15 protein-coding genes are annotated in these 19,346 nt (G+C 60.8%); 5 read left to right on the plus strand and 10 right to left on the minus strand.

The window, feature by feature from the left end:
* Positions 1–17 precede the first annotated feature (17 nt).
* From J3361_RS26850 to J3361_RS26885, 8 genes are all read right to left on the minus strand, one after another.
* Positions 18–1,499, minus strand: a complete 1,482-nt coding sequence (locus tag J3361_RS26850) for a mannitol dehydrogenase family protein (protein ID WP_207967089.1) — start codon at positions 1,497–1,499, stop codon at positions 18–20.
* A gap of 15 nt (positions 1,500–1,514) precedes the next feature.
* Positions 1,515–2,618, minus strand: coding sequence for a sn-glycerol-3-phosphate ABC transporter ATP-binding protein UgpC (gene ugpC, locus J3361_RS26855; RefSeq protein ID WP_207967090.1), 1,104 nt, complete (start codon positions 2,616–2,618; stop codon positions 1,515–1,517).
* Positions 2,619–2,657: 39 nt separating this feature from the next.
* On the minus strand, positions 2,658–3,488 hold the full coding sequence (locus J3361_RS26860; RefSeq protein ID WP_039590930.1) for a carbohydrate ABC transporter permease: 831 nt from the start codon (positions 3,486–3,488) through the stop codon (positions 2,658–2,660).
* Positions 3,489–3,498: 10 nt separating this feature from the next.
* Positions 3,499–4,434 carry a sugar ABC transporter permease gene (locus tag J3361_RS26865; protein WP_207967091.1) on the minus strand — a complete coding sequence of 312 codons (936 nt, stop codon included), beginning with the start codon at positions 4,432–4,434 and terminating at the stop codon, positions 3,499–3,501.
* Between the two features lie 141 nt (positions 4,435–4,575).
* The gene (locus J3361_RS26870) at positions 4,576–5,886 is read right to left on the minus strand and encodes a sugar ABC transporter substrate-binding protein (protein ID WP_207967092.1); all 1,311 of its coding nucleotides are present in this window, start codon (positions 5,884–5,886) and stop codon (positions 4,576–4,578) included.
* Positions 5,887–6,213: 327 nt separating this feature from the next.
* Positions 6,214–7,119, minus strand: coding sequence for an AraC family transcriptional regulator (locus J3361_RS26875; protein ID WP_207967093.1), 906 nt, complete (start codon positions 7,117–7,119; stop codon positions 6,214–6,216).
* A gap of 70 nt (positions 7,120–7,189) precedes the next feature.
* Entirely contained in the window at positions 7,190–8,482 is a 1,293-nt protein-coding gene (locus J3361_RS26880; protein WP_207967094.1) for a glycosyltransferase, read from the minus strand.
* A gap of 77 nt (positions 8,483–8,559) precedes the next feature.
* Entirely contained in the window at positions 8,560–8,931 is a 372-nt protein-coding gene (locus J3361_RS26885; protein WP_207967095.1) for a response regulator, read from the minus strand.
* A gap of 260 nt (positions 8,932–9,191) precedes the next feature.
* On the opposite strand from J3361_RS26885, the gene J3361_RS26890 reads away from it, so the two are divergent.
* Genes J3361_RS26890 through J3361_RS26910 form a run of 5 tightly spaced genes read left to right on the plus strand, consistent with a single transcriptional unit; the run spans position 9,192 to position 15,729 of the window.
* Positions 9,192–12,674 (plus strand): response regulator, encoded by a 3,483-nt coding sequence (locus tag J3361_RS26890; RefSeq protein WP_207967096.1) that lies wholly within the window; start codon positions 9,192–9,194, stop codon positions 12,672–12,674.
* The gene (locus J3361_RS26895; RefSeq protein WP_207967097.1) at positions 12,674–13,489 is read left to right on the plus strand and encodes a protein-glutamate O-methyltransferase CheR; all 816 of its coding nucleotides are present in this window, start codon (positions 12,674–12,676) and stop codon (positions 13,487–13,489) included. Before J3361_RS26890 ends, J3361_RS26895 begins: the two co-directional genes overlap by 1 nt.
* Positions 13,486–14,073, plus strand: coding sequence for a chemotaxis protein CheB (locus J3361_RS26900; protein ID WP_207967098.1), 588 nt, complete (start codon positions 13,486–13,488; stop codon positions 14,071–14,073). Before J3361_RS26895 ends, J3361_RS26900 begins: the two co-directional genes overlap by 4 nt.
* Positions 14,074–14,078: 5 nt before the next feature.
* A complete protein-coding gene (locus J3361_RS26905) occupies positions 14,079–15,359 on the plus strand; it encodes a hybrid sensor histidine kinase/response regulator (protein WP_207967099.1) in 1,281 nt (426 codons plus the stop codon).
* Positions 15,352–15,729 (plus strand): response regulator, encoded by a 378-nt coding sequence (locus J3361_RS26910; RefSeq protein WP_207967100.1) that lies wholly within the window; start codon positions 15,352–15,354, stop codon positions 15,727–15,729. The genes J3361_RS26905 and J3361_RS26910 overlap by 8 nt, the downstream gene beginning before the upstream one ends.
* 163 nt (positions 15,730–15,892) lie before the next feature.
* Here J3361_RS26910 and J3361_RS26915 read toward each other — a convergent pair whose 3' ends face one another.
* Together J3361_RS26915 and J3361_RS26920 are read right to left on the minus strand one after the other, a co-directional pair.
* Positions 15,893–17,566 (minus strand): response regulator, encoded by a 1,674-nt coding sequence (locus tag J3361_RS26915; protein WP_207967101.1) that lies wholly within the window; start codon positions 17,564–17,566, stop codon positions 15,893–15,895.
* Positions 17,563–19,065: an ATPase domain-containing protein gene (locus J3361_RS26920; RefSeq protein ID WP_207967102.1), complete on the minus strand. Its 1,503-nt coding sequence runs from the start codon at positions 19,063–19,065 to the stop codon at positions 17,563–17,565. The genes J3361_RS26915 and J3361_RS26920 overlap by 4 nt, the downstream gene beginning before the upstream one ends.
* Between the last annotated feature and the right edge of the window lie 281 nt (positions 19,066–19,346).

The raw sequence follows: 19,346 nt of genomic DNA on the forward strand, positions 1-19,346 counted from the left end.
CGGTTCGCGGTCGAGCCTTAGCTAGCCTCGGCCAGTACCCGCTCAAGTGTCCGTGTGACCCCGTGCTCGCGCAAGCTGTTGCAGCACCATTCGAAGGCTGCCACGAATTCCGGCGAGCGGGGGATCGCGGTGCCAAAGATTTCCTCCACTTCAAGTACCCGCTGGGTCACCAGCGCATCGTCGGCCACCAAGGCCTGGCAGAACGCCGCCCGCGGATCCGGAATCGAGTACGTTACGCCGTTCTCGTCCACGCCCTTCAGGTACACCGCCCAGGCCGCGACGACCAGGGCCGCACGGCGGGTTTCGCCGCCGTCGGCGATCAAGCGGTTGATGGTCGGGACGGTGAACTTTGGAAACTTCGACGAGCCGTCCGAACAGACCCGTTCCAACTGATCGGCAATCGCCTGGTTGGAAAAACGCTCCACCAGGGTGTTCTTGTAGTCGGTCAGGTCGATGCCCGGTACTGGCGCCAGTTGCGGCGTCACGTCCAGGTCCATGTAGGCGCGCATGTAACGTACGAACAGCGGATCGTTCATGGTCTCGTGGACGAAGCGATAACCCTTGAGGAAGCCCAGGTAGGTCAGCGCCAGGTGACTGCCGTTGAGCAGCTTGATTTTCATTTCTTCATAGGGGGAAACGTCATCGGTGAACTGCACGCCGACCTTTTCCCAGGCCGGGCGGCCGCTCACGAATTTGTCTTCCAGCACCCATTGCACAAACGGTTCGCAGACCACCGGCCAGGCGTCGTCGATGCCGTGTTCGTCATGCAGCTGCAAGCGATGGGCGCCGCTGGTCATCGGGGTGATGCGATCGACCATGGCGTTGGGAAAGCCCACGTTCCCGTCGATCCATTGGCCCAACTCCGGGTCGCGCAGCGCGGCAAACGCCAGCAGCGCCTTGCGAGTGACGGCGCCGTTGTGGGGCAGGTTATCGCAGGACATCAGCGTGAACGCTGGCGTCCCCGCAGCTCGGCGCTTGGCCAGGGCGGCACAGAGGAAGCCGAAGACAGTCTTCGGTGCCTCGGGGTGGGCCAGGTCGTGCTGGATCTGCGGCAGGTGGGCCATGAACTCGCCATTGCTGTCGTCGATGCAATAGCCACCTTCGGTGATGGTCAGCGAGACGATGCGGATCTGCGGCTCGGCCAGTTTGTCGATCAGCGCCTGGGCGCCGTCTTCGGCCAGCAACATGTGATTGATCGCACCGATCACGCGGACTTCGGTGTCATCGGTATCGCCCAGTTCGTACAGGGTGAACAGGTAGTCCTGGCTGGCCAGGTCATCCCGGGCACGGCGGTCCTCGGCCCGCAGGCCCACGCCGCAGATGGCCCAGTCCAGATCAGCGCCGGTGTTCATCAGCGCATCGGTGTAGTAAGCCTGGTGCGCTCGGTGGAAACCACCGACGCCGATGTGGGCGATGCCCTGGCGGATATCGCTCAAGGGGTAGGCCGGCAGGGCGACTTCGGGGTTGAGGTTGTGCAGGTTTTGTCGGTTGAGTTTCATCGCAAGTCTCGGCAATCAGGCGGCGGCGCGCAGCGCGCGGTTTACCGCGACGCCCTCGGCATCGAATAAATGGCAGTGTTCAGCGTCCAGGTGCAGGCTCAGCTGTTCGCCGAAACGGCTCGCCAGGTCGCCGCGAACGCGCATGGTCAAGGCTTCGCCGGAGGCCGTGACGACGTGACAGAAGGTGTCGCTGCCCAGTCGCTCGCTGACGTCTGCGGTGACTTGCAACGTGCAATCACCCGGTTGCGCCAGGTTCAGGTGCTCCGGACGAATCCCTAGGGTCACCGCACTGCCAACGCTCAGGTTGGTGCCGCTGCGCGGCAGATTGATGCGCGTACCGGCGTCCAACAGCACTTCACAACCCTGGCCGTCCAGGGCGGTGACCTTGCCTTTGAGGAAGCCCATTTTCGGTGTGCCGAGGAACCCGGCGACAAACAGGTTGGCCGGCTGGTGATACAGCTCCAGCGGCGAGCCGACCTGCTCGATGCGCCCGCCGTTGAGCACCACCACCTTGTCGGCCAGGGTCATGGCTTCGACCTGGTCGTGGGTGACGTAGATCATAGTCGCCTGCAATTCTTTGTGCAGGCGCGCCAGTTCCAGGCGCATCTGCACCCGCAGGGCCGCGTCGAGGTTGGACAGCGGTTCGTCGAACAGAAAGATTTTCGGGTTGCGCACGATGGCCCGGCCGATCGCCACGCGCTGGCGCTGGCCGCCGGACAATTGCTTGGGCTTGCGCTCGAGCATCGGCCCCAGTTCGAGGATACGCGCCGCTTCGTTGACCTTCTTCTCGACTTCGGCTTTGGGCACGCCGGCCAGATCGAGGGCGAAGGACATGTTCTTGCGCACGCTCATGTGGGGGTACAGGGCGTAGGTCTGGAACACCATCGCCAGGTCGCGCTTGGCCGGGCTGACTTCAGTAATGTCGCGGCCATCCAGTTCGATGGTGCCGTCGCTGACCTCTTCCAGGCCGGCGATCAGCCGCAGCAGCGTGGACTTGCCGCAGCCAGACGGGCCGACGAAAACCACGAACTCGCGGTCGTTCACCTCAAGGTCGATGCCCTTGATGATGGAGAAGCCTTCGAAACCCTTTTGCAGATTCTTGATTTTCAGGTTGGCCATGATGATGGGCCTCCACTTCTGATTATTGTGTAGGGCGGGTTACTTCACCGCGCCAAAGGACAAACCACGCACCAGCTGTTTCTGGCTGATCCAGCCAAAAATCAGGATCGGCGCGCAGGCCAGGGTCGAGACGGCCGACAATTTGGCCCAGAACAAACCTTCCGGACTTGAATAGGAGGCGATCAGCGCTGTCAGCGGGGCGGCCTTGGAAGAGGTGAGGTTCAGCGACCAGAACGCCTCGTTCCAGCACAGGATCAGCGACAGCAACACGGTGGACGCCAGGCCGCCCTTGGCGATCGGCAGCAGCACGCGGACCATTTCCTGCCAGAGCGTGGCGCCATCCAGACGTGCCGCTTCGAGGATGTCGCGAGGGATGTCCTTGAAGTAGGTGTAAATCATCCAGACCACGATAGGCAGGTTGATCAAGGTGTAGATGATGATCAGCGCGATCCGCGTGTCCAGCAGGCCGAATTGCTTGGCCAGCAGGTAGATCGGCATCAGCACGCCCACCGGTGGCAGCATCTTGGTGGAGAGCATCCACAGCAACGTGCCTTTGGTGCGCTGGGTTTCATAGAACGCCATGGAGTAGGCTGCCGGTACCGCGATCAGCAGGCACAGGGCGGTGGCGCTGAAGGAAATCACCACCGAGTTCCAGGCGAAGCTGAAGTAATTGCTGCGCTCGTTGATGTGCAGGTAGTTCTCCAGGGTCGGCGCGAAGATGAACTGCGGCGGCGTGGCGAACGCATCGATTTCGGTCTTGAAACTGGTCAGCACCATCCAGAAGATCGGAAAGAAGATCAGGATCGCGATGGCCCAGGCCAGCGTGCCCAGCAACAGGCTTTGCAGGCGACGGGATTGTTGAAGAGTCATGGCGACGGCCTCAATGCTTGTCGGTGAGGTTTTTGCCGATCATCCGCACGAGGATGATGGCGGCGATGTTGGCAATGACCACGGCAATCAGGCCACCGGCCGACGCCATGCCGACGTCGAACTGCACCAGTGCCTGGTTGTAGATCAGGTAGGCCAGGTTGGTGGAGGCGTAGCCGGGGCCACCGTTGGTGGTGGTGAAGATCTCGGCGAACACCGACAGCAGGAAGATCGTTTCGATCATCAGCACCACGGCAATCGGCCGGGCCAGGTGCGGCAGGGTCAGGTGCCAGAAAATCGCGATGGGGCCGGCGCCGTCCAGGCGGGCGGCTTCTTTCTGCTCCTGGTCCAGCGACTGCATGGCCGTCATCAGGATCAGGATCGCGAAGGGCAGCCATTGCCAGCTGACGATGATAATGATCGACAACAGCGGGTAATGAGCCAGCCAATCCACCGGCTGGGCGCCGAACAGCTTCCACACCGAGGCGAGGATGCCCGACACGGGGTGGAAGATCAGGTTTTTCCAGATCAGCGCACCGACGGTGGGCATGATGAAGAACGGCGAGATCAGCAGCACACGGACAATGCCGCGACCGAAAAACTCACTGGCCTCCAGCAGCGCGCTGATCAATACCCCGAGGACAATACTGATCAACAGCACGCTGCCCACCAGCAGCAGGGTATTGGTGGCGCCGGGCATGAAACCCGAGTCGGTCAGGAAGTAGCTGAAGTTCTCCAGCCCGACGAATTCGTTTTCGCCGGGATAGAGCAGGTTGTAGCGGATCAGCGAGAAGTAGACGGTCATGCCCAGCGGCACGATCATCCACAGCAGCAACAAGGCCACCGAAGGGCTGACCAGGAACCAGCCGGGGTTGGCCAGGCGGATCTTGCGCACCGGCGGCGGAGCGATCTCGATGGGGGCTTTGGCGGTGGTAGTTGAGCTATTCATGGCATTGAACCGATTTTATGCAGGTCTACAAAAATCCATTGTGGGAGCGAGCCTGCTCGCGATAGCGGAGGGGCAGGCAACATAGATGTTGAATGTGCCGGCCTCATCGCGAGCAGGCTCGCTCCCACATTGACGAGTGGATTACTTGGGATACCCAGCGCGTTTCATCTCGCGTTCGGTGGTGGACTGCGCGGCGGTCAACGCCTGGTCCACGGTCTGCTGGCCGGTCAGCGCGCCTGAGAAGAACTTGCCCACCTGGGTGCCGATGGCCTGGAATTCGGGGATGGTCACCAACTGAATGCCGATGTAAGGCACAGGCTTGAGGGTCGGGGCTTTCGGGTCGGCGACTTTCAACGACTCCAGCGTCACTTTGGCAAACGGCGCGGCCTTCATGTACTCGTCGCTGTAGGTCGAGGTACGGGTGCCCGGTGGTACGTTGGCAATGCCGTCGGTCTTGGCGACCAATTGGTTGTACTCTTTCGACGTCGCCCAAGTGGTAAAGACCTTGGCCGCTTCCTTGGCTTTGGAACTGGTCGGGATGGCCAGGGACCAGGAGTACATCCATGAAGTGCCTTTGTCGGTTTTCTCGTGGGGGGCGAAGGTGAATCCGACGTGATCGGCCACTTTGCTCTGGGTCTTGTCGGTCACGAACGAACCGGCGACGCTGGCATCCACCCAAATGGCGCACTTGCCGCTGTTGAACAGCGCGAGGTTTTCGTTGAAACCGTTGCTGGAAGCGCCCGGCGGGCCGGATTTCTTCATGTTGTCGACGTAGAAGTTCAGGGCATCTTTCCACTCCGGCCCATTGAATTGCGGCTGCCACTTCTCATCGAACCAGCGCGCGCCAAAGCCGTTGGCCAGGGTGGTGATCAGCGCCATGTTCTCGCCCCAACCGGCCTTGCCCCGCAGGCACAGGCCATATTGTTCCTTGGATTTGTCGGTGAGTTTTTCGGCGAACTCACCGATCTGGGTCCAGGTCGGGTGTTCGGGCATGGTCAGCCCGGCATTCTTGAACAGGTCCGTGCGGTAGTAGGTGATCGAGCTTTCGGCATAAAACGGCAGGGCGTACAGCGAGCCTTTGACCGACAAACCATCGCGCACGGAAGGGAAGACATCGTCGAGGTCGTAGGCGGCCGGCAGGTCCTTCATGGGCTCCAGCCAACCCTTGGCACCCCAGAGTGCGGCTTCGTACATGCCAATGGTCAGCACGTCGAATTGTCCGCCTTGGGTGGCGATGTCGGTAGTCAGGCGTTGGCGCAGCACGTTTTCTTCAAGCACCACCCAATTGAGCTTGATGTCCGGATGCTCGGCCTCGAAGGTTTTCGAGAGCTTTTGCATACGGATCATGTCGCTGTTGTTGACGGTGGCAATGGTGAGGGTCTCTGCGCCGAAGCTGACGCTGCTGAGGGTCATGCAGGTGGAGACAAGCAGAACTTTTACCGAAGGTTTCATCGCGCACTCCTTTTCCGCGCCCGAAGGCTGCAGAAGGACAGTTATTGTTTTTGTGTCTTCCGGATGAAGGGAAGAATGTGCGCTGATTACAGCCTTCAATGGACGGCGTGACAAATCATCCGTCGCACTTGTGCTGATACTTTTTTGCACTTGATGGGGATTGGGGCGATGGGAGTTTCTTTGTGGTTAGGGGATTTATCCCTGCTTTGTGGGAGCAAGGCTTGCCCGCGATGAAGTTGACGCGGTCTTCCGGGGAACCGAGGCGCCTATGTCGCGGGCAAGCCTTGCTCCCACATAAATCCCCGCCACAAGGATAGTCCGGGGCTGTCAGCCCTGATTCTGCTCAGTCAACCGCTGCACTGCCAGCCGCCGGTAGTGGGACGGGGTCATGCCCTTGAGCTGCTGGAAGCGCCGGTTGAAATTGGAGATGTTGTTGAAGCCCGATTCAAAGCACACGTCCGTCACCGGTTTGTCGCCGTCGGCCAGCAGCTCGCAGGATTTGCTGATGCGCAGGCGATTGACGAATTCGATGAAGCAACGGCCCGTGGCCTGTTTGAACACCCGGCTGAAATAGGTGGGTTTCATGCCCAGGTGCTCGGCGACTTCTTCCAGGGGCAGTTCCCGGGCGTAATGGGCAAAAATGTAGTCCACCGCACGGTTGGTGCGGTCGATGCTGTGTTCGTCCGCCGTTTGCGGGGCGGTCGCGCCGGACAGCAACTGGTAGTCATCCGTGGCGGCCAGCAGCTCCATCAGGATGAAAAAGTACCCCAGGCGGCTCATGCCCTGGGAGTCGGCGATGCGCTGCATCAGGGTCATGGCCTGGCGGATGGTGCGCTTGCAACGGAACTCGATGCCGTATTGGGCGCGTTCGAGCAATGGCGCGACCGTCTTGAGTTCGGCGAATACCTGGTGGCCGCTTTCGAACAACTCGTCGGTGAAGTTCACCAGCATGTCGCGCTTTGGCACCACTTCGTCCTCGGCCACCTGGCTGATCCAGTTGTGGGGCAGGTTGGGGCCGGTGAGGAACAATGACTGGGGGTAGAAGTTGCCGATGTAGTCGCCGATGAACACCTTGCCGGAACTGGCGACGATCAAGTGCAGCTCGTATTCCTTATGGAAATGCCAGCGCACCAGCGGGCAGGGGAAACCGTGCTGGCGGTAGATGATGGACAGCCCGTTATGGTCGTCCATCAACTCGTAGGAGGGGTCGGTGACTCTGGCTGTTCGGGTCATGGGCCTGGCGCTTTTATTGTTATCGCCGCTGAATAATGCCCCCTTCGCCAGGCAGGTGCCACCCTGGTGTCTAACCGTTGCGGTTTTTTTCTTCGATCCACTGGGACATGTATTGGGTGCTTTTATGCTGGTGGTGACGCAGCATGCTGCCGGTGAAATTGTCCCGGCGTCGTTGCGCCAGGTCCGTCCTGCAAGCATCGATACTGTCAATCAGCGCCGGCCCATGCACCTGTTGCCGGTAGCGGCTCGCCAGCAATGCCAGGCCTGCATCCTGGGCCTGGGTCCAACGTGCCTGGTCACTATATAACTGCACGGCGGCGCGGGCGATGTCTTCGGCACTCTGGGCAATCGACCCGGGCCAGGGCAGGTCGCCGTGCATGGCTTCGGCTCCCACGGGCGTGGTGACGTTGGGGGTGCCGCAGAGCATGGCGTCGATCAGCTTGCCTTTGATCCCGGCGCCGAAACGCAACGGCGCCAGGCAGATGCGTGCGGCCGACATGACCTGCAACGCGTCCTCGGCCCAGTTCATGATGTGAAAGCCTTGGGCCGGATTGTGTAGCGCGGCGGCCTTGGGCGGGGTGTAGGCGCCGTACAGATGCAATTGCGCGCCGGGCAATTGCTGGCGAATCAGCGGCCAGATGGCGTTTTTCATCCATAGCACGGCGTCCCAGTTCGGCGCGTGGCGAAAGTTGCCGATGCTCAGGAAATGCGCCCGGTCCGCGAACGGCACCGGCGGGTCGCTGGGCAGGTCCAGCATCAACGGGCACCAGTGCAGCAGATTGCGGGGCAGCTTGAAGTGCTCCACCAACAGTTCGATTTCAACCTCGGACACCATCAGGTTGAGGTCGCAGCGGTACAGGGCGGCGATTTCCCGCTTGGCCAGGTCGGTATCGGCCATGCGTTGGAATTCCTCGTCCAAAGCCGGGGCGAAGAGGTCGCTGAAGTCCTCGCTCGCCTCATCGCGCTTCAGGCGCTCCTTCAGGCGCTGATGTCGGGCGTGGCGCAGGCTTTGCAAATCTGACGTCTCCAGCACCCGCAGGGCGCCGGGGCAGTGTTTCTCGACCCGCCAGCCAAACTGTTCTTCCATCATGAACTGGTCGAACAGCACGATGTCCGGCGCCAATTCCTGAATGAACGCGTCGAAGCTGCTGCTATTGAGTTCGATGGGCACTTCGCGGATGCCCAGCGCCACCAGGTCGGCACGCTGCTCGCCGGGGCCGGCCGGGCTGCTGAAGGTGATGTCCCAGCCTTGGCCGAGGAAGGTGTCGAGGATCTGCATGACGTGCCCACTGGCAGCCGATGAGCGTGGCTCGGGCCAGACATAGCCGATAACCAGGACCTTGGTGGCGGTGGGGTGATGCATGAGCGGGGAGTTCCTTGGTACGAATCAGGCGCCATCGGCGCGCGGGGCGCCGATAGTGACCAAGAATGCGAGCCGGCTCAAGAAAGAATGCGTTTGACCTTGTCCCGCAACTGATCGATGGAGAAGGGCTTGCCGATCACCGACATACCTTCAGGTACATCGATGCTTTCGGCATAACCGCTGGCAAACAGCACCGGCAGTTGCGGCCGAACAAGTCGAGCCTGCTTGGCCAATTCCCGTCCGTCCATCACCGGCAGGCCGACGTCGGTCATCATCAGGGCAATGGTTTGCTCGTCGTTGTGCAAAAACGCCAGCGCCTGCTCGCAACCGTCCGCCTCCAACACCTTGTATTCCAGTTCCTCCAGCACGTCGACGATCAACATCCGCACGATGTCGTCGTCTTCGACTACCAGGATGGTGGACTGGGTGGCGGCATTGGCGGTGGACATAAATACATTCTCGAAAGATGGAAACGGGAAGGAGTAAGAAAAGAAACGGCCTCGTTCATGAGTAAGTGCCGAAGCAGCACAAGTTCCCTAGGTTGTACAAGAAAGGATCTATAGTACAAGAGCTGACAAGGATAGTCGCTTCCTTGCTACAAGGCAGGCCGTCGCGGGATCTGCGCCTTTGACTCGTCAGAAAATGTGGATCCAAGCGCGGTTTTTCGGGCACACTCCACGGTTTTCAACTGTCCACCAAGGCCCTTTTCATGACTCCTTCGTCTTCGGTTGACGAACAAAGTTTTCGCAAACTCCTGAGCCGCAATATCAGCCTGCCGCTGGGCATGGGCGCGCTCAGCGCGGTGTTTTTCATCATCCTTATCACGTACCTGCTGTCGGTGATCCAATGGGTCGGCCATACCGACAGGGTGATCAATAATGCCAACGAAGCGCTCAAGCTGAGTGTGGACTTGGAAACCGGCATGCGCGGTTACCTGTTGAGTGGCGACGAGCACTTCCTCGACCCCTACGAGGTGGCCAAGCCACGGATCGCCGTGGCGCTGGACACTTTGCTGGAATTGACAGCCGACAACCCGGTCCAGGTCGACCGCCTGCATAAAATCCAGGCACTCCAGACGGAGTGGGCCAATTACGCCCAGGGCATGATCGACCTGCAACGCACCAGTGGCGATTATCGGGGTGCGGTGAAGGCCGGGCGCGGCAAGCGCCTGACCGACGAGATTCGCCAGTCCTTCGAAGAGGTCGTCGAGACTGAACAGCAATTGCGAGCCGCGCGCAACGAGGATGTGCGCACCACGACGGTCTGGAGCATTGCCCTTTACCTGTTGTTCGTCGCCGCGGTCAGCGGGCTGTTAGCCTACGTCGGTCGCCGTGACCTGTTGAACTTGTCCGAAAGCTACAGCGCCAGCCTGAAGGTCCAGCAACGCAGCGCTTTGCACCTGGAGAAGCAGGCCTGGCTGCGCAATGGCCAGACGCAACTGGCCGAGCAAGTCCTGGGACAACTGTCGCTGAACCTGCTGGGTCGCAACATCCTGCAGTTCTGTGCGAAATACCTGGACGTCGCTGTCGCGGCTCTTTATGTACGTGAAGAAAATGGTGTCCTCCGGCGCGTCGCCGCCTACGGCCTGTCCCGGGAGGATGAAGAACAACAGCAGGTGATCGTCGCCGGTGAAGGCATCGCGGGCCAGGCCGTGCAACAGGGGCGCCTCATCCGCCTGGACGACGTGCCGGACGACTACTTGAAAGTCAGCTCCGGATTGGGACAGGGCCTGCCCAACAGCGTATTGGTGGTGCCTACAAGTGACGATGACCGGATCAACGGTGTCGTCGAACTGGGGTTCCTGCGGCCGTTGACCGAGCGAGACGTCGAGCTGCTGGAGCTGATCGCCGGCAATATTGGCACTTCCATCGAGGCCGCCCGTTATCGTCAACGCTTGCAGGAAGTGCTGGCCGAAACCCAGCAGTTGAACGAGGAACTGCAAGTCCAGCAGGAAGAACTCAAGACCGCCAACGAAGAGCTGGAAGAACAGTCGCGCATCCTCAAGGAATCCCAGGCCCACCTGGAAGCCCAGCAACAGGAGCTGGAGCAGACCAATGAGCAATTGGCCGAGCAACGCGACGCCATGGACCAGAAGAACAGCGAGCTGAACCTGGCCCAGATCCAATTGGAGGAGCGCGCCGAAGAGCTGCAGCGTTCGAGCAAGTACAAATCCGAATTCCTGGCCAACATGTCCCACGAGCTGCGCACGCCCCTCAACAGCTCGCTGATCCTGTCCAAGCTGCTGGCGGAGAATCCGCAACAAAACCTCAGCGAGGAGCAGGTCAAGTTTGCCGAGTCGATCTACTCCGCCGGCAATGACCTGCTGAACCTGATCAACGACATTCTCGACATCTCCAAGGTCGAGGCCGGAAAACTGGAAGTGCGCCCGGAAAACACCAGCGTGCAACGTCTGGTGGAAGGGTTGCGGGATATGTTCGAGCCGTTGGCGGCTGACAAGGGCCTGGGTTTCGAGGTGCACGTGCAGCCTGATGCGCCGGCGATGCTCTACACCGACCGCCAGCGCTTGGAGCAGGTGATCAAGAACCTGCTGTCCAATGCCGTGAAGTTCACCGAACAAGGCTCCGTCAGCCTGTCGGTGGCCGGGCAGCCGGGCTCGGGCATTGCATTCATGGTGCGCGACTCTGGAATCGGCATCGCCGCCGACCAGCAGCAAAGTATCTTCGAAGCGTTCCGCCAGGCCGATGGCACCACCAACCGTCGCTACGGCGGCACGGGCCTGGGCTTGTCGATTTCCCGGGACCTGGCCACGTTGCTGGGCGGCTCGATCTCGGTATCCAGCGAGCCGGGGCAGGGCAGCGTGTTTACGCTGGTCTTGCCGGAACGTTACGTCGAGCCCGGGGACACGCCGCTGGAGCCGATGACCTTTACCCCGACAGCCACCGCGCCAGCGCCCGTTGCACCCAAGGCCGCACCCGTGCCGCTGATTGCCGAAGTGGACATGCCGATTGCCCGATTCGCCGACGACCGCGACAAGGCACCGTTCGAAACCCGCTGCATCCTGGTGATCGAGGACGAACCGAAGTTTGCCCGCATCCTGTTCGACCTGGCCCATGAACTCGGTTACCAGTGCCTGGTGGCCCACGGCGCCGACGAAGGCTTCGACCTGGCGTTGCAACTGGCCCCCGACGCGATCCTGCTGGACATGCGCCTGCCGGACCATTCCGGTCTGACGGTGCTGCAGCGGCTCAAGGAGCAGGCCCAAACCCGGCACATCCCCGTGCACGTGATTTCCGTCGAAGACCGGGTCGAAGCCGCCATGCACATGGGCGCCATCGGTTATGCCGTCAAGCCGACCACCCGCGAAGAGCTCAAGGACGTGTTCGCCCGCCTGGAGGCCAAGCTGACCCAGAAGGTCAAGCGAGTGCTGCTGGTGGAGGACGATGACCTGCAACGTGACAGCATTACTCGCCTGATCGGCGACGATGACATTGAGATCACCGCCGTTGGCCTGGCTCAGCAAGCCCTGGACCTGCTGCGCACCAACGTCTACGACTGCATGATCATCGACCTTAAATTGCCGGACATGCTCGGCAACGACCTGCTCAAGCGTATGTCCAGCGAAGACATCTGTTCGTTCCCGCCGGTGATCGTCTACACCGGGCGCAACCTGACCCGGGACGAGGAAGCCGAACTGCGCAAGTATTCACGCTCGATCATCATCAAGGGCGCCCGTTCGCCAGAGCGTCTGCTGGACGAAGTGACACTCTTTCTGCACAAAGTCGAATCCCGGTTGTCCCATGAACGGCAGCGGATGCTCAAGACCGCCCGTAGCCGCGACAAGGTGTTCGAAGGCCGCAAGGTGCTGCTGGTGGACGACGATGTGCGCAATATCTTTGCCCTGACCAGCGCCCTGGAGGCGAAAGGGGCGATCGTGGTCATCGGCCGCAACGGTTTGGAGGCGATCGATCGCCTGAATGAGTTCGACGACATCGATCTGGTGCTGATGGATGTGATGATGCCGGAGATGGACGGTTTCGAGGCCACCGCGCTGATCCGCAAGGACCCACGCTGGCGCAAGCTGCCCATCATCGCCGTGACGGCCAAGGCCATGAAGGATGATCAGGAGCGCTGCCTGGCGGCGGGTTCCAACGACTACCTGGCCAAGCCGATCGATCTGGATCGTCTGTTCTCGCTGATTCGCGTGTGGTTGCCGAATATGGAAAGAATTTAGTGGACCGTGACACTGACATTGAACTGCGTTTGTTGATCGAAGCCATCTACCTCAAGTACAGCTACGATTTTCGCGATTATTCCGGCGCTTCCATCAAGCGCCGGGTCCACCATGCGTTGAGCCAGTTCGAGTGCAAGACCATTTCCGCCTTGCAGGAGCGCGTATTGCATGACCCGGGCGCGTTCATGCAGTTGCTGCAACTGTTGACGATACCTGTCAGCGAGATGTTTCGCGACCCCTCGCATTTCCTGGCGATCCGCGAGGAAATCGTGCCGCTGCTCAGGACCTACCCCTCGATCAAGATCTGGATCGCCGGCTGCAGCACGGGGGAGGAGGTCTACTCCATGGCGATCCTGCTGCGTGAGGAAGGCCTGCTGGACCGCACGTTCATCTACGCCACCGACATCAATCCGCGCTCGCTGGAAAAAGCCAAGCAGGGGATCTTCTCCCTGGAAAGCGTGCGCACCTATACCCAGAACTACCAGAACGCCGGAGGGCGGCGGTCATTTGCCGATTACTACACCGCCGCCTACGATTATGCGATGTTCGACAAAACCCTGTGCGAGAACGTGACCTTTGCCGATCACAGCCTGGCGACCGACAGTGTTTTCTCGGAAACCCAATTAATTTCGTGCCGCAATGTATTGATATATTTCAATAAAAAACTGCAAGATCGTGCGTTTGGACTGTTCCATGAGTCCCTCTGTCACCGTGGTTTCCTGGTGTTGGGCAGTAAGGAGACATTGGATTTTTCGGCTTACGGCCATCGATTCGAGCCGTTGGTCAAACAGGAACGGATCTATCGCAAGTTATGAACCAGACGAAGGACAGATCCAGGCCGCCCATCGAGGCCATTGTCGTCGGCGCATCAGCCGGCGGTGTCGAAGCCTTGCTCAGGGTGTTTGCACACCTGCGCAAAGGTTTCGGCGTGCCCGTCCTGGTGGTGTTGCATTTGCCGGATGAGCGCGACAGCCAGTTGGCCCCTGTGTTCGGCCATCGCCTGGCGGTGCCGGTAGAAGAAGCCCGGGACAAGCAGGACATCGTCCCGGGCACCTTGTACGTCGCCACGCCCGGTTATCACCTGTCGGTCGAGGCCGACCGTAGCCTGTCGTTGAGCCTGGAGGCACCCGTACACCATTCGCGACCGTCCATCGACGTGCTGTTCGAATCGGCTGCCGATGTCTACGGCGAGAAGTTGCTGGGCGTGCTGCTGACCGGTGCCAACGACGATGGCGCCCGGGGCCTGGCGAAGATCAAGGCCCTGGGCGGGACCACAGTCGTCCAGGATCCCGAGGAAGCCCAGGTCTCGACCATGCCCGAAGCGGCGCTGGCCCTGCACGAGCCCGACCATATCCTTACTTTGCAAGGCATCGGCCAATTGCTGGCCGGGCTGGAATGAACCACATGCCAAGAGATATTCAAGCCAAACTGCTGATCGTCGACGATCTGCCTGAGAATCTGTTGGCCCTGGAAGCGTTGATCAGGGGAGACGACCGCGAGGTCTTCAAGGCCCTGTCGGCGGACGAAGCGCTGTCCCTGCTGCTGCAACACGACTTTGCCCTGGCCATCATCGATGTGCAGATGCCGGAGATGAACGGTTTCGGGCTGGCCGAGTTGATGCGCGGCACGGAAAAGACCCGCAGCATCCCGATCATTTTCGTCAGCGCCGCCGGCCGTGAGCGCAACTATGCCTTCACCGGTTATGAAAACGGCGCGGTGGACTTCCTGCACAAGCCGTTGGACACCCAGGCGGTCAAGAGCAAGGTCAATGTATTCGTCGAGTTGTATCGCCAACGAAAGGCCATGAGGGAGCAAGTCGTGGCCCTCGAGCAGAGTCGTCGCGAGCAAGAGGTCCTGTTGCAGCAGCTTGAGGCCACCCGTGGCGAACTGGAGCAGGCGGTGCGCATGCGAGACGACTTCATGTCGATTGTCGCCCATGAGGTACGCACGCCCCTCAATGGCCTCATTCTCGAGACCCAACTGCGCAAGATGCACCTGGCCCGGGACAACGCCGCCGCCTTCAGCCTGGACAAGGTGCGCGCGATGGTCGAACGGGACGAGCGTCAGATCAAGAGTCTGATCCGGCTGATCGAGGACATGCTGGATGTGTCGAGGATTCGTACCGGCAAGCTCTCGATCCGGCCAACCCGCTTCAACCTGACGGCATTGGTAGAAAACCTGCTGCGCAACTTCCAGCCGCAGATCGCCATAGCCGAGTGCTCGTTGAGTTGCATGGCTGAACCTGCGGTGGAGGGGCTTTGGGATGAGTTTCGTATCGAGCAGGTGGTCTCGAACCTGTTGACCAATGCCCTGCGCTACGGCGGCAAGGGACCGATCGAAGTGCGCGTCTACAAGACCTCCGAGCACGCTTGTATCGAAGTCCAGGACCACGGCATCGGCATCAGCGAGGAAAACCAGAAGCGTATCTTCCAGCAGTTCGAGCGCGTATCGTCCAAGGCGGCTGCCTCGGGCCTGGGGTTGGGGTTGTTCATTTCCGAGCAGATCGTCACGGCCCATGGCGGGACGATCACGGTCGACAGTCGGCTCAACGAAGGGGCGTTGTTTCGTGTTTGCCTGCCCTTGCAGAAAACTGTCTTGGACAAAACCGCCGAACAGACGCAACCTCTGAGAGACCCCAAGGTCGTATCAGCAGCTATTGATCGAACAAAGGCTTCTCATGAGTGAAGATGCGCAAGATGTTGTATTGATCGTCGAGGATGACCCGTCGATCCTGATGGTGCTGTCGGCCTACCTGTCGGGCGAGGGATACCGGGTGCTGCAAGCCGAAAGCGGCGCCCAGGCGTTCGAGATCCTGGCGAGCAAGCCGCATCTGGACATGATGATTACCGACTTCCGCCTGCCGGGCGGTATCTCTGGGGTTCAGATTGCCGAACCCGCAGTCAAGTTGCGTCCCGAGCTGAAGGTGATCTTCATCAGTGGCTACGCGCAGGAAGTGCGCGACACCGATAGCCCCATCACCCGCAAGGCGCCGATCCTGGACAAGCCGTTCGACTTGGATGAGCTGCAGCGCATCATGCAGTCGATGTTGTCGTAGATCTCGAAAGTATGGTTTGGATTGGCCGCGGCCTTTGTGGGAGCAAGGCTTGCCCGCGATGAGGGCTACTCGGTCTTTCTGAAACCGAGGCGACTTCATCGCGAGCAAGCTTTGCTCCCACAGAATCAGAGGCATCCCTTGGAGTCCATGGGTATCCCACAAATCAAGGAACCTCGATCATCTCCCGCACCTTCGCCGTCAACAAATCAAACGTGAACGGCTTGGTGATCATCTGCATTCCCGGGTCAAGGAAGCCGCCGCGCACCGCCGCATGCTCGGCATAGCCGGTGATGAACAGCACCCGCAGGTCCGGACGGATCTGCCGGCCGATCTCCGCCAGTTGTCGACCATTCATGCCGGGCAGGCCAACGTCGCTGATCAGCAGGTCGATGCGCTGGCTTGACTGGAGGATCGGCAACGCGCCGTTGGCGTCGGCCGCTTCCACAAAGGCATAGCCCAGTTCACTCAACACCGCGCTCACCAGCACCCGCACCGCCGGATCGTCCTCGACGATCAGCACGGTCTCGCCATCCTGCGCATATGGCGCGTGCTGGGCGGCGATCTGGGGCTCGTGTATTTCTTCACCGACGAAGCGTGGCAGGTAAAGGTTCACGGTGGTGCCTTTGTCGACTTCGCTGTCGATGGTCACATGGCCACGGGATTGCTTGCTGAAGCCATAGATCATCGACAGGCCCAGTCCAGTGCCCTGGCCGATCGGCTTGGTGGTGAAGAATGGGTCGAAAGCGCGGCCGATCACCGCTTCGGGCATGCCGCAACCGGTGTCCTGCACACTCAGCACCACATAGTCGCCAGAGGCGAGGTTGGGGTAGGCCTCGGTGAAGTCGGCATCCAGATGCTGATTGCGAGTCTGCACCACCAGGTCTCCGCCGTTGGGCATGGCATCCCGGGCGTTGAGCACCAGGTTGAGCAGGGCGCTTTCCAGTTGATTGGGGTCGGCTTCGGCGACCCAGAGCTGTTCGTCCAGCTGCATGTCCAGGCGAATGCTTTCGTTGAGGCTGCGCTGCAACAGTTCGCCCATGGACAGCACCAGGGTATTCATCTGGACCGCCTTGGAGTCCAGCGATTGCCGCCGGGAGAACGCCAGCAGGCGATGTGTCAGGCCGGCGGCGCGGTTGGCCGAGGTCACGCCCAGGTCGATCAGGCTGTCCAGATCCTCGGTACGGCCCCGGGCCAGGCGTCGACGCAGTAGTTCGAGGCTGCCGATGATCCCGGTGAGCATGTTGTTGAAGTCGTGGGCGATGCCGCCGGTCAGTTGGCCGACCGCTTCCATTTTCTGCGACTGGCGCAGGGCTTCTTCGTTGTGGCGCAACTGGGCGGTACGTTCTTCCACCTGCTGTTCGAGGGTTTCGAGGGTGGTTTGCAGGCGCAATTCGCTGTTGCTGAGGTCGATCAGGCGGTCGAGGGCTTCGTACTGCCTTCGACGCCCGCGCAGGGCGGTGGTGACCAGGCTGATCAGGGTGACGGGGTGGAAAGGACGCTCCAGGAACGTCACGTTGCCCAACTGCGTACCGATCCGCGCCGCCGGGTTCTGTTCCGGACCGCCGTGGTGGGTCAGCAACACAATGGGCAGGTCGGACCAGGCAGGCTGCTGCTCGATTTGCAGGAACAGCGTTTCCAGGTCAGGTCCGACCAAGGCCTCCGACGAGATCACCAGCAGGCCGGCACCGCTTTCCAACTCTTCGCATAAATGGCCCAGATGGCGGCAGATGAGGCCGGCAAAACCGGCCTCATTGAGGATCATCAAGGCGATTTGGCTGTCCCGTCCCAGCGGCGCGAGGATCAGCGCCCGCTCGGACAAGGGCTCGGCCAGCGTCACCGGTGTTCATCCTTGAGCAGCGGGTTACTCTCGCCCATGTAAGTGGGGACCCCTCGCAAGACACCTTGGAACGCTTCCAGCGGTTCGCCAATGGTCATGCCCGCGCCGCTGATGCGGTATTCGCGGATGGTCGATTCGTGGCTGCCGGTGCGTTTCTTGATGATGGAAATGGCCCGGCGTACCTTGCCCAGTGCTTCGAAATAACGCAACAGAATCACCGTGTCGGCCAGATAGGTGATGTCCACCGGGGCCTGCATGTCACCGACCAGGCCGTGCTGGGCGACGGTCATGAAGGTCGCCGCGCCCTTGCGGTTGAGATAGAGCAACAATTCATGCATGTGCAGCACCAGGGCGTTCTCTTCCGGCATCGCCGCCTGGTAGCCGTTGATGCTGTCGATGACAACGGTCTTGATATCGCCTTCATCGACGCAGCGCCGCACGCGGTGGGAGAACTCGCCGGGGGACAGCTCAGCGGCGTCCACCTGTTCGATCAGCAGGTTGCCGGTTTTTTGCAAGGCCTGCAGGTCGATGCCGATGTTTTTCATGCGCTCGAACAACAAGCCCAGCTCTTCGTCGAAGATGAACAGCGCGGCCTTCTCGCCACGATGCACGGCGGCTGCGGCGAAAATCAGCGCGATCAGCGACTTGCCGGTCCCCGCCGGGCCCAGGATCAACGTGCTGGAGCCGGTCTCGATGCCGCCGCCCAGCAGCAGGTCCATCTCGGCGATGCCGCTGGAGAGCTGCTGGCGCAGGTACTGACCGCGGTGTTCGGCGGCCACCAGGCGCGGGAACACGTGCACGCCGTCGCCCATGATGGTGAAGTCGTGGTAACCGCCGCGGTATTTCTGTCCGCGATACTTGACCACCCGGATCCGTCGCCGTTCGGCGCCATAGTTGGGGGTCAGTTCTTCCAGGCGAATCACCCCATGGGCGACGCTGTGCACGGTTTTGTCCAGGGATTCGGTGGTCAAATCGTCGAGCAACAGGACCGTGGCGTCGTAGCGCACGAAATAATGCTTGATCGCCAGGATCTGGCGACGGTAGCGCAGGGAGCTTTGCGCCAGCAGACGAATCTCCGACAGGCTGTCGAGCACTACACGGGTCGGCTTGAACCGTTCGACCACTTCGAAGATCTGCCGGGTCGCTTCGCCCAGCTCCAGGTCCGAGGAATACAGCAGGCTTTGCTGGTGCTCGGCATTGAGCAGGCTTTCGGGCGGGGTCAGCTCGAAAATATGGATGTTGTCGTCCAGGGTCCACCCGTGGGAGGCCGCGCCCTGACGCAGTTCACGCTCGGTTTCCGAGAGCGTGATGTACAACGAGCGCTCGCCGGCCTTGGCGCCAGCCAACAGAAAATGCAGCGCGACCGTGGTCTTTCCGGTCCCCGGTTCCCCCTCAAGCAGGAACACATGGCCGCGGGACAAACCACCGGTAAGGATATCGTCCAGACCCTCGATACCGATGGCGGCTTTTGCACTGATCAACTCGTTAGATGTAGACAAAAATAGCCCTCTCATGACTAGGGAAGTGGGCAGCAGGCGGGGTAACGCCTGAAATCGACTGCCTGAACACTTGACCTTTCGCGGTGATGGCGGTTCCGCTTACTTCGCCAAAACGCGGGGTACTGCACAACTTTTCAGTGTGCGACGACGGCCCACAGACCCATGCCAGTCAGCTAAGCGAAATGAAGCCGAGCAGTCATCCTGTGGCGAGGGAGCTTGCTCCCGCTGGGTCGCGAAGCGGCCCTGTCTTGGGGCTGCTGCGCAGCCCAGCGGGAGCAAGC

It is taken from the genome of Pseudomonas sp. OA65, from assembly GCF_017498305.1.
Taxonomy (GTDB): Bacteria; Pseudomonadota; Gammaproteobacteria; order Pseudomonadales; family Pseudomonadaceae; genus Aquipseudomonas; species Aquipseudomonas zanjanensis.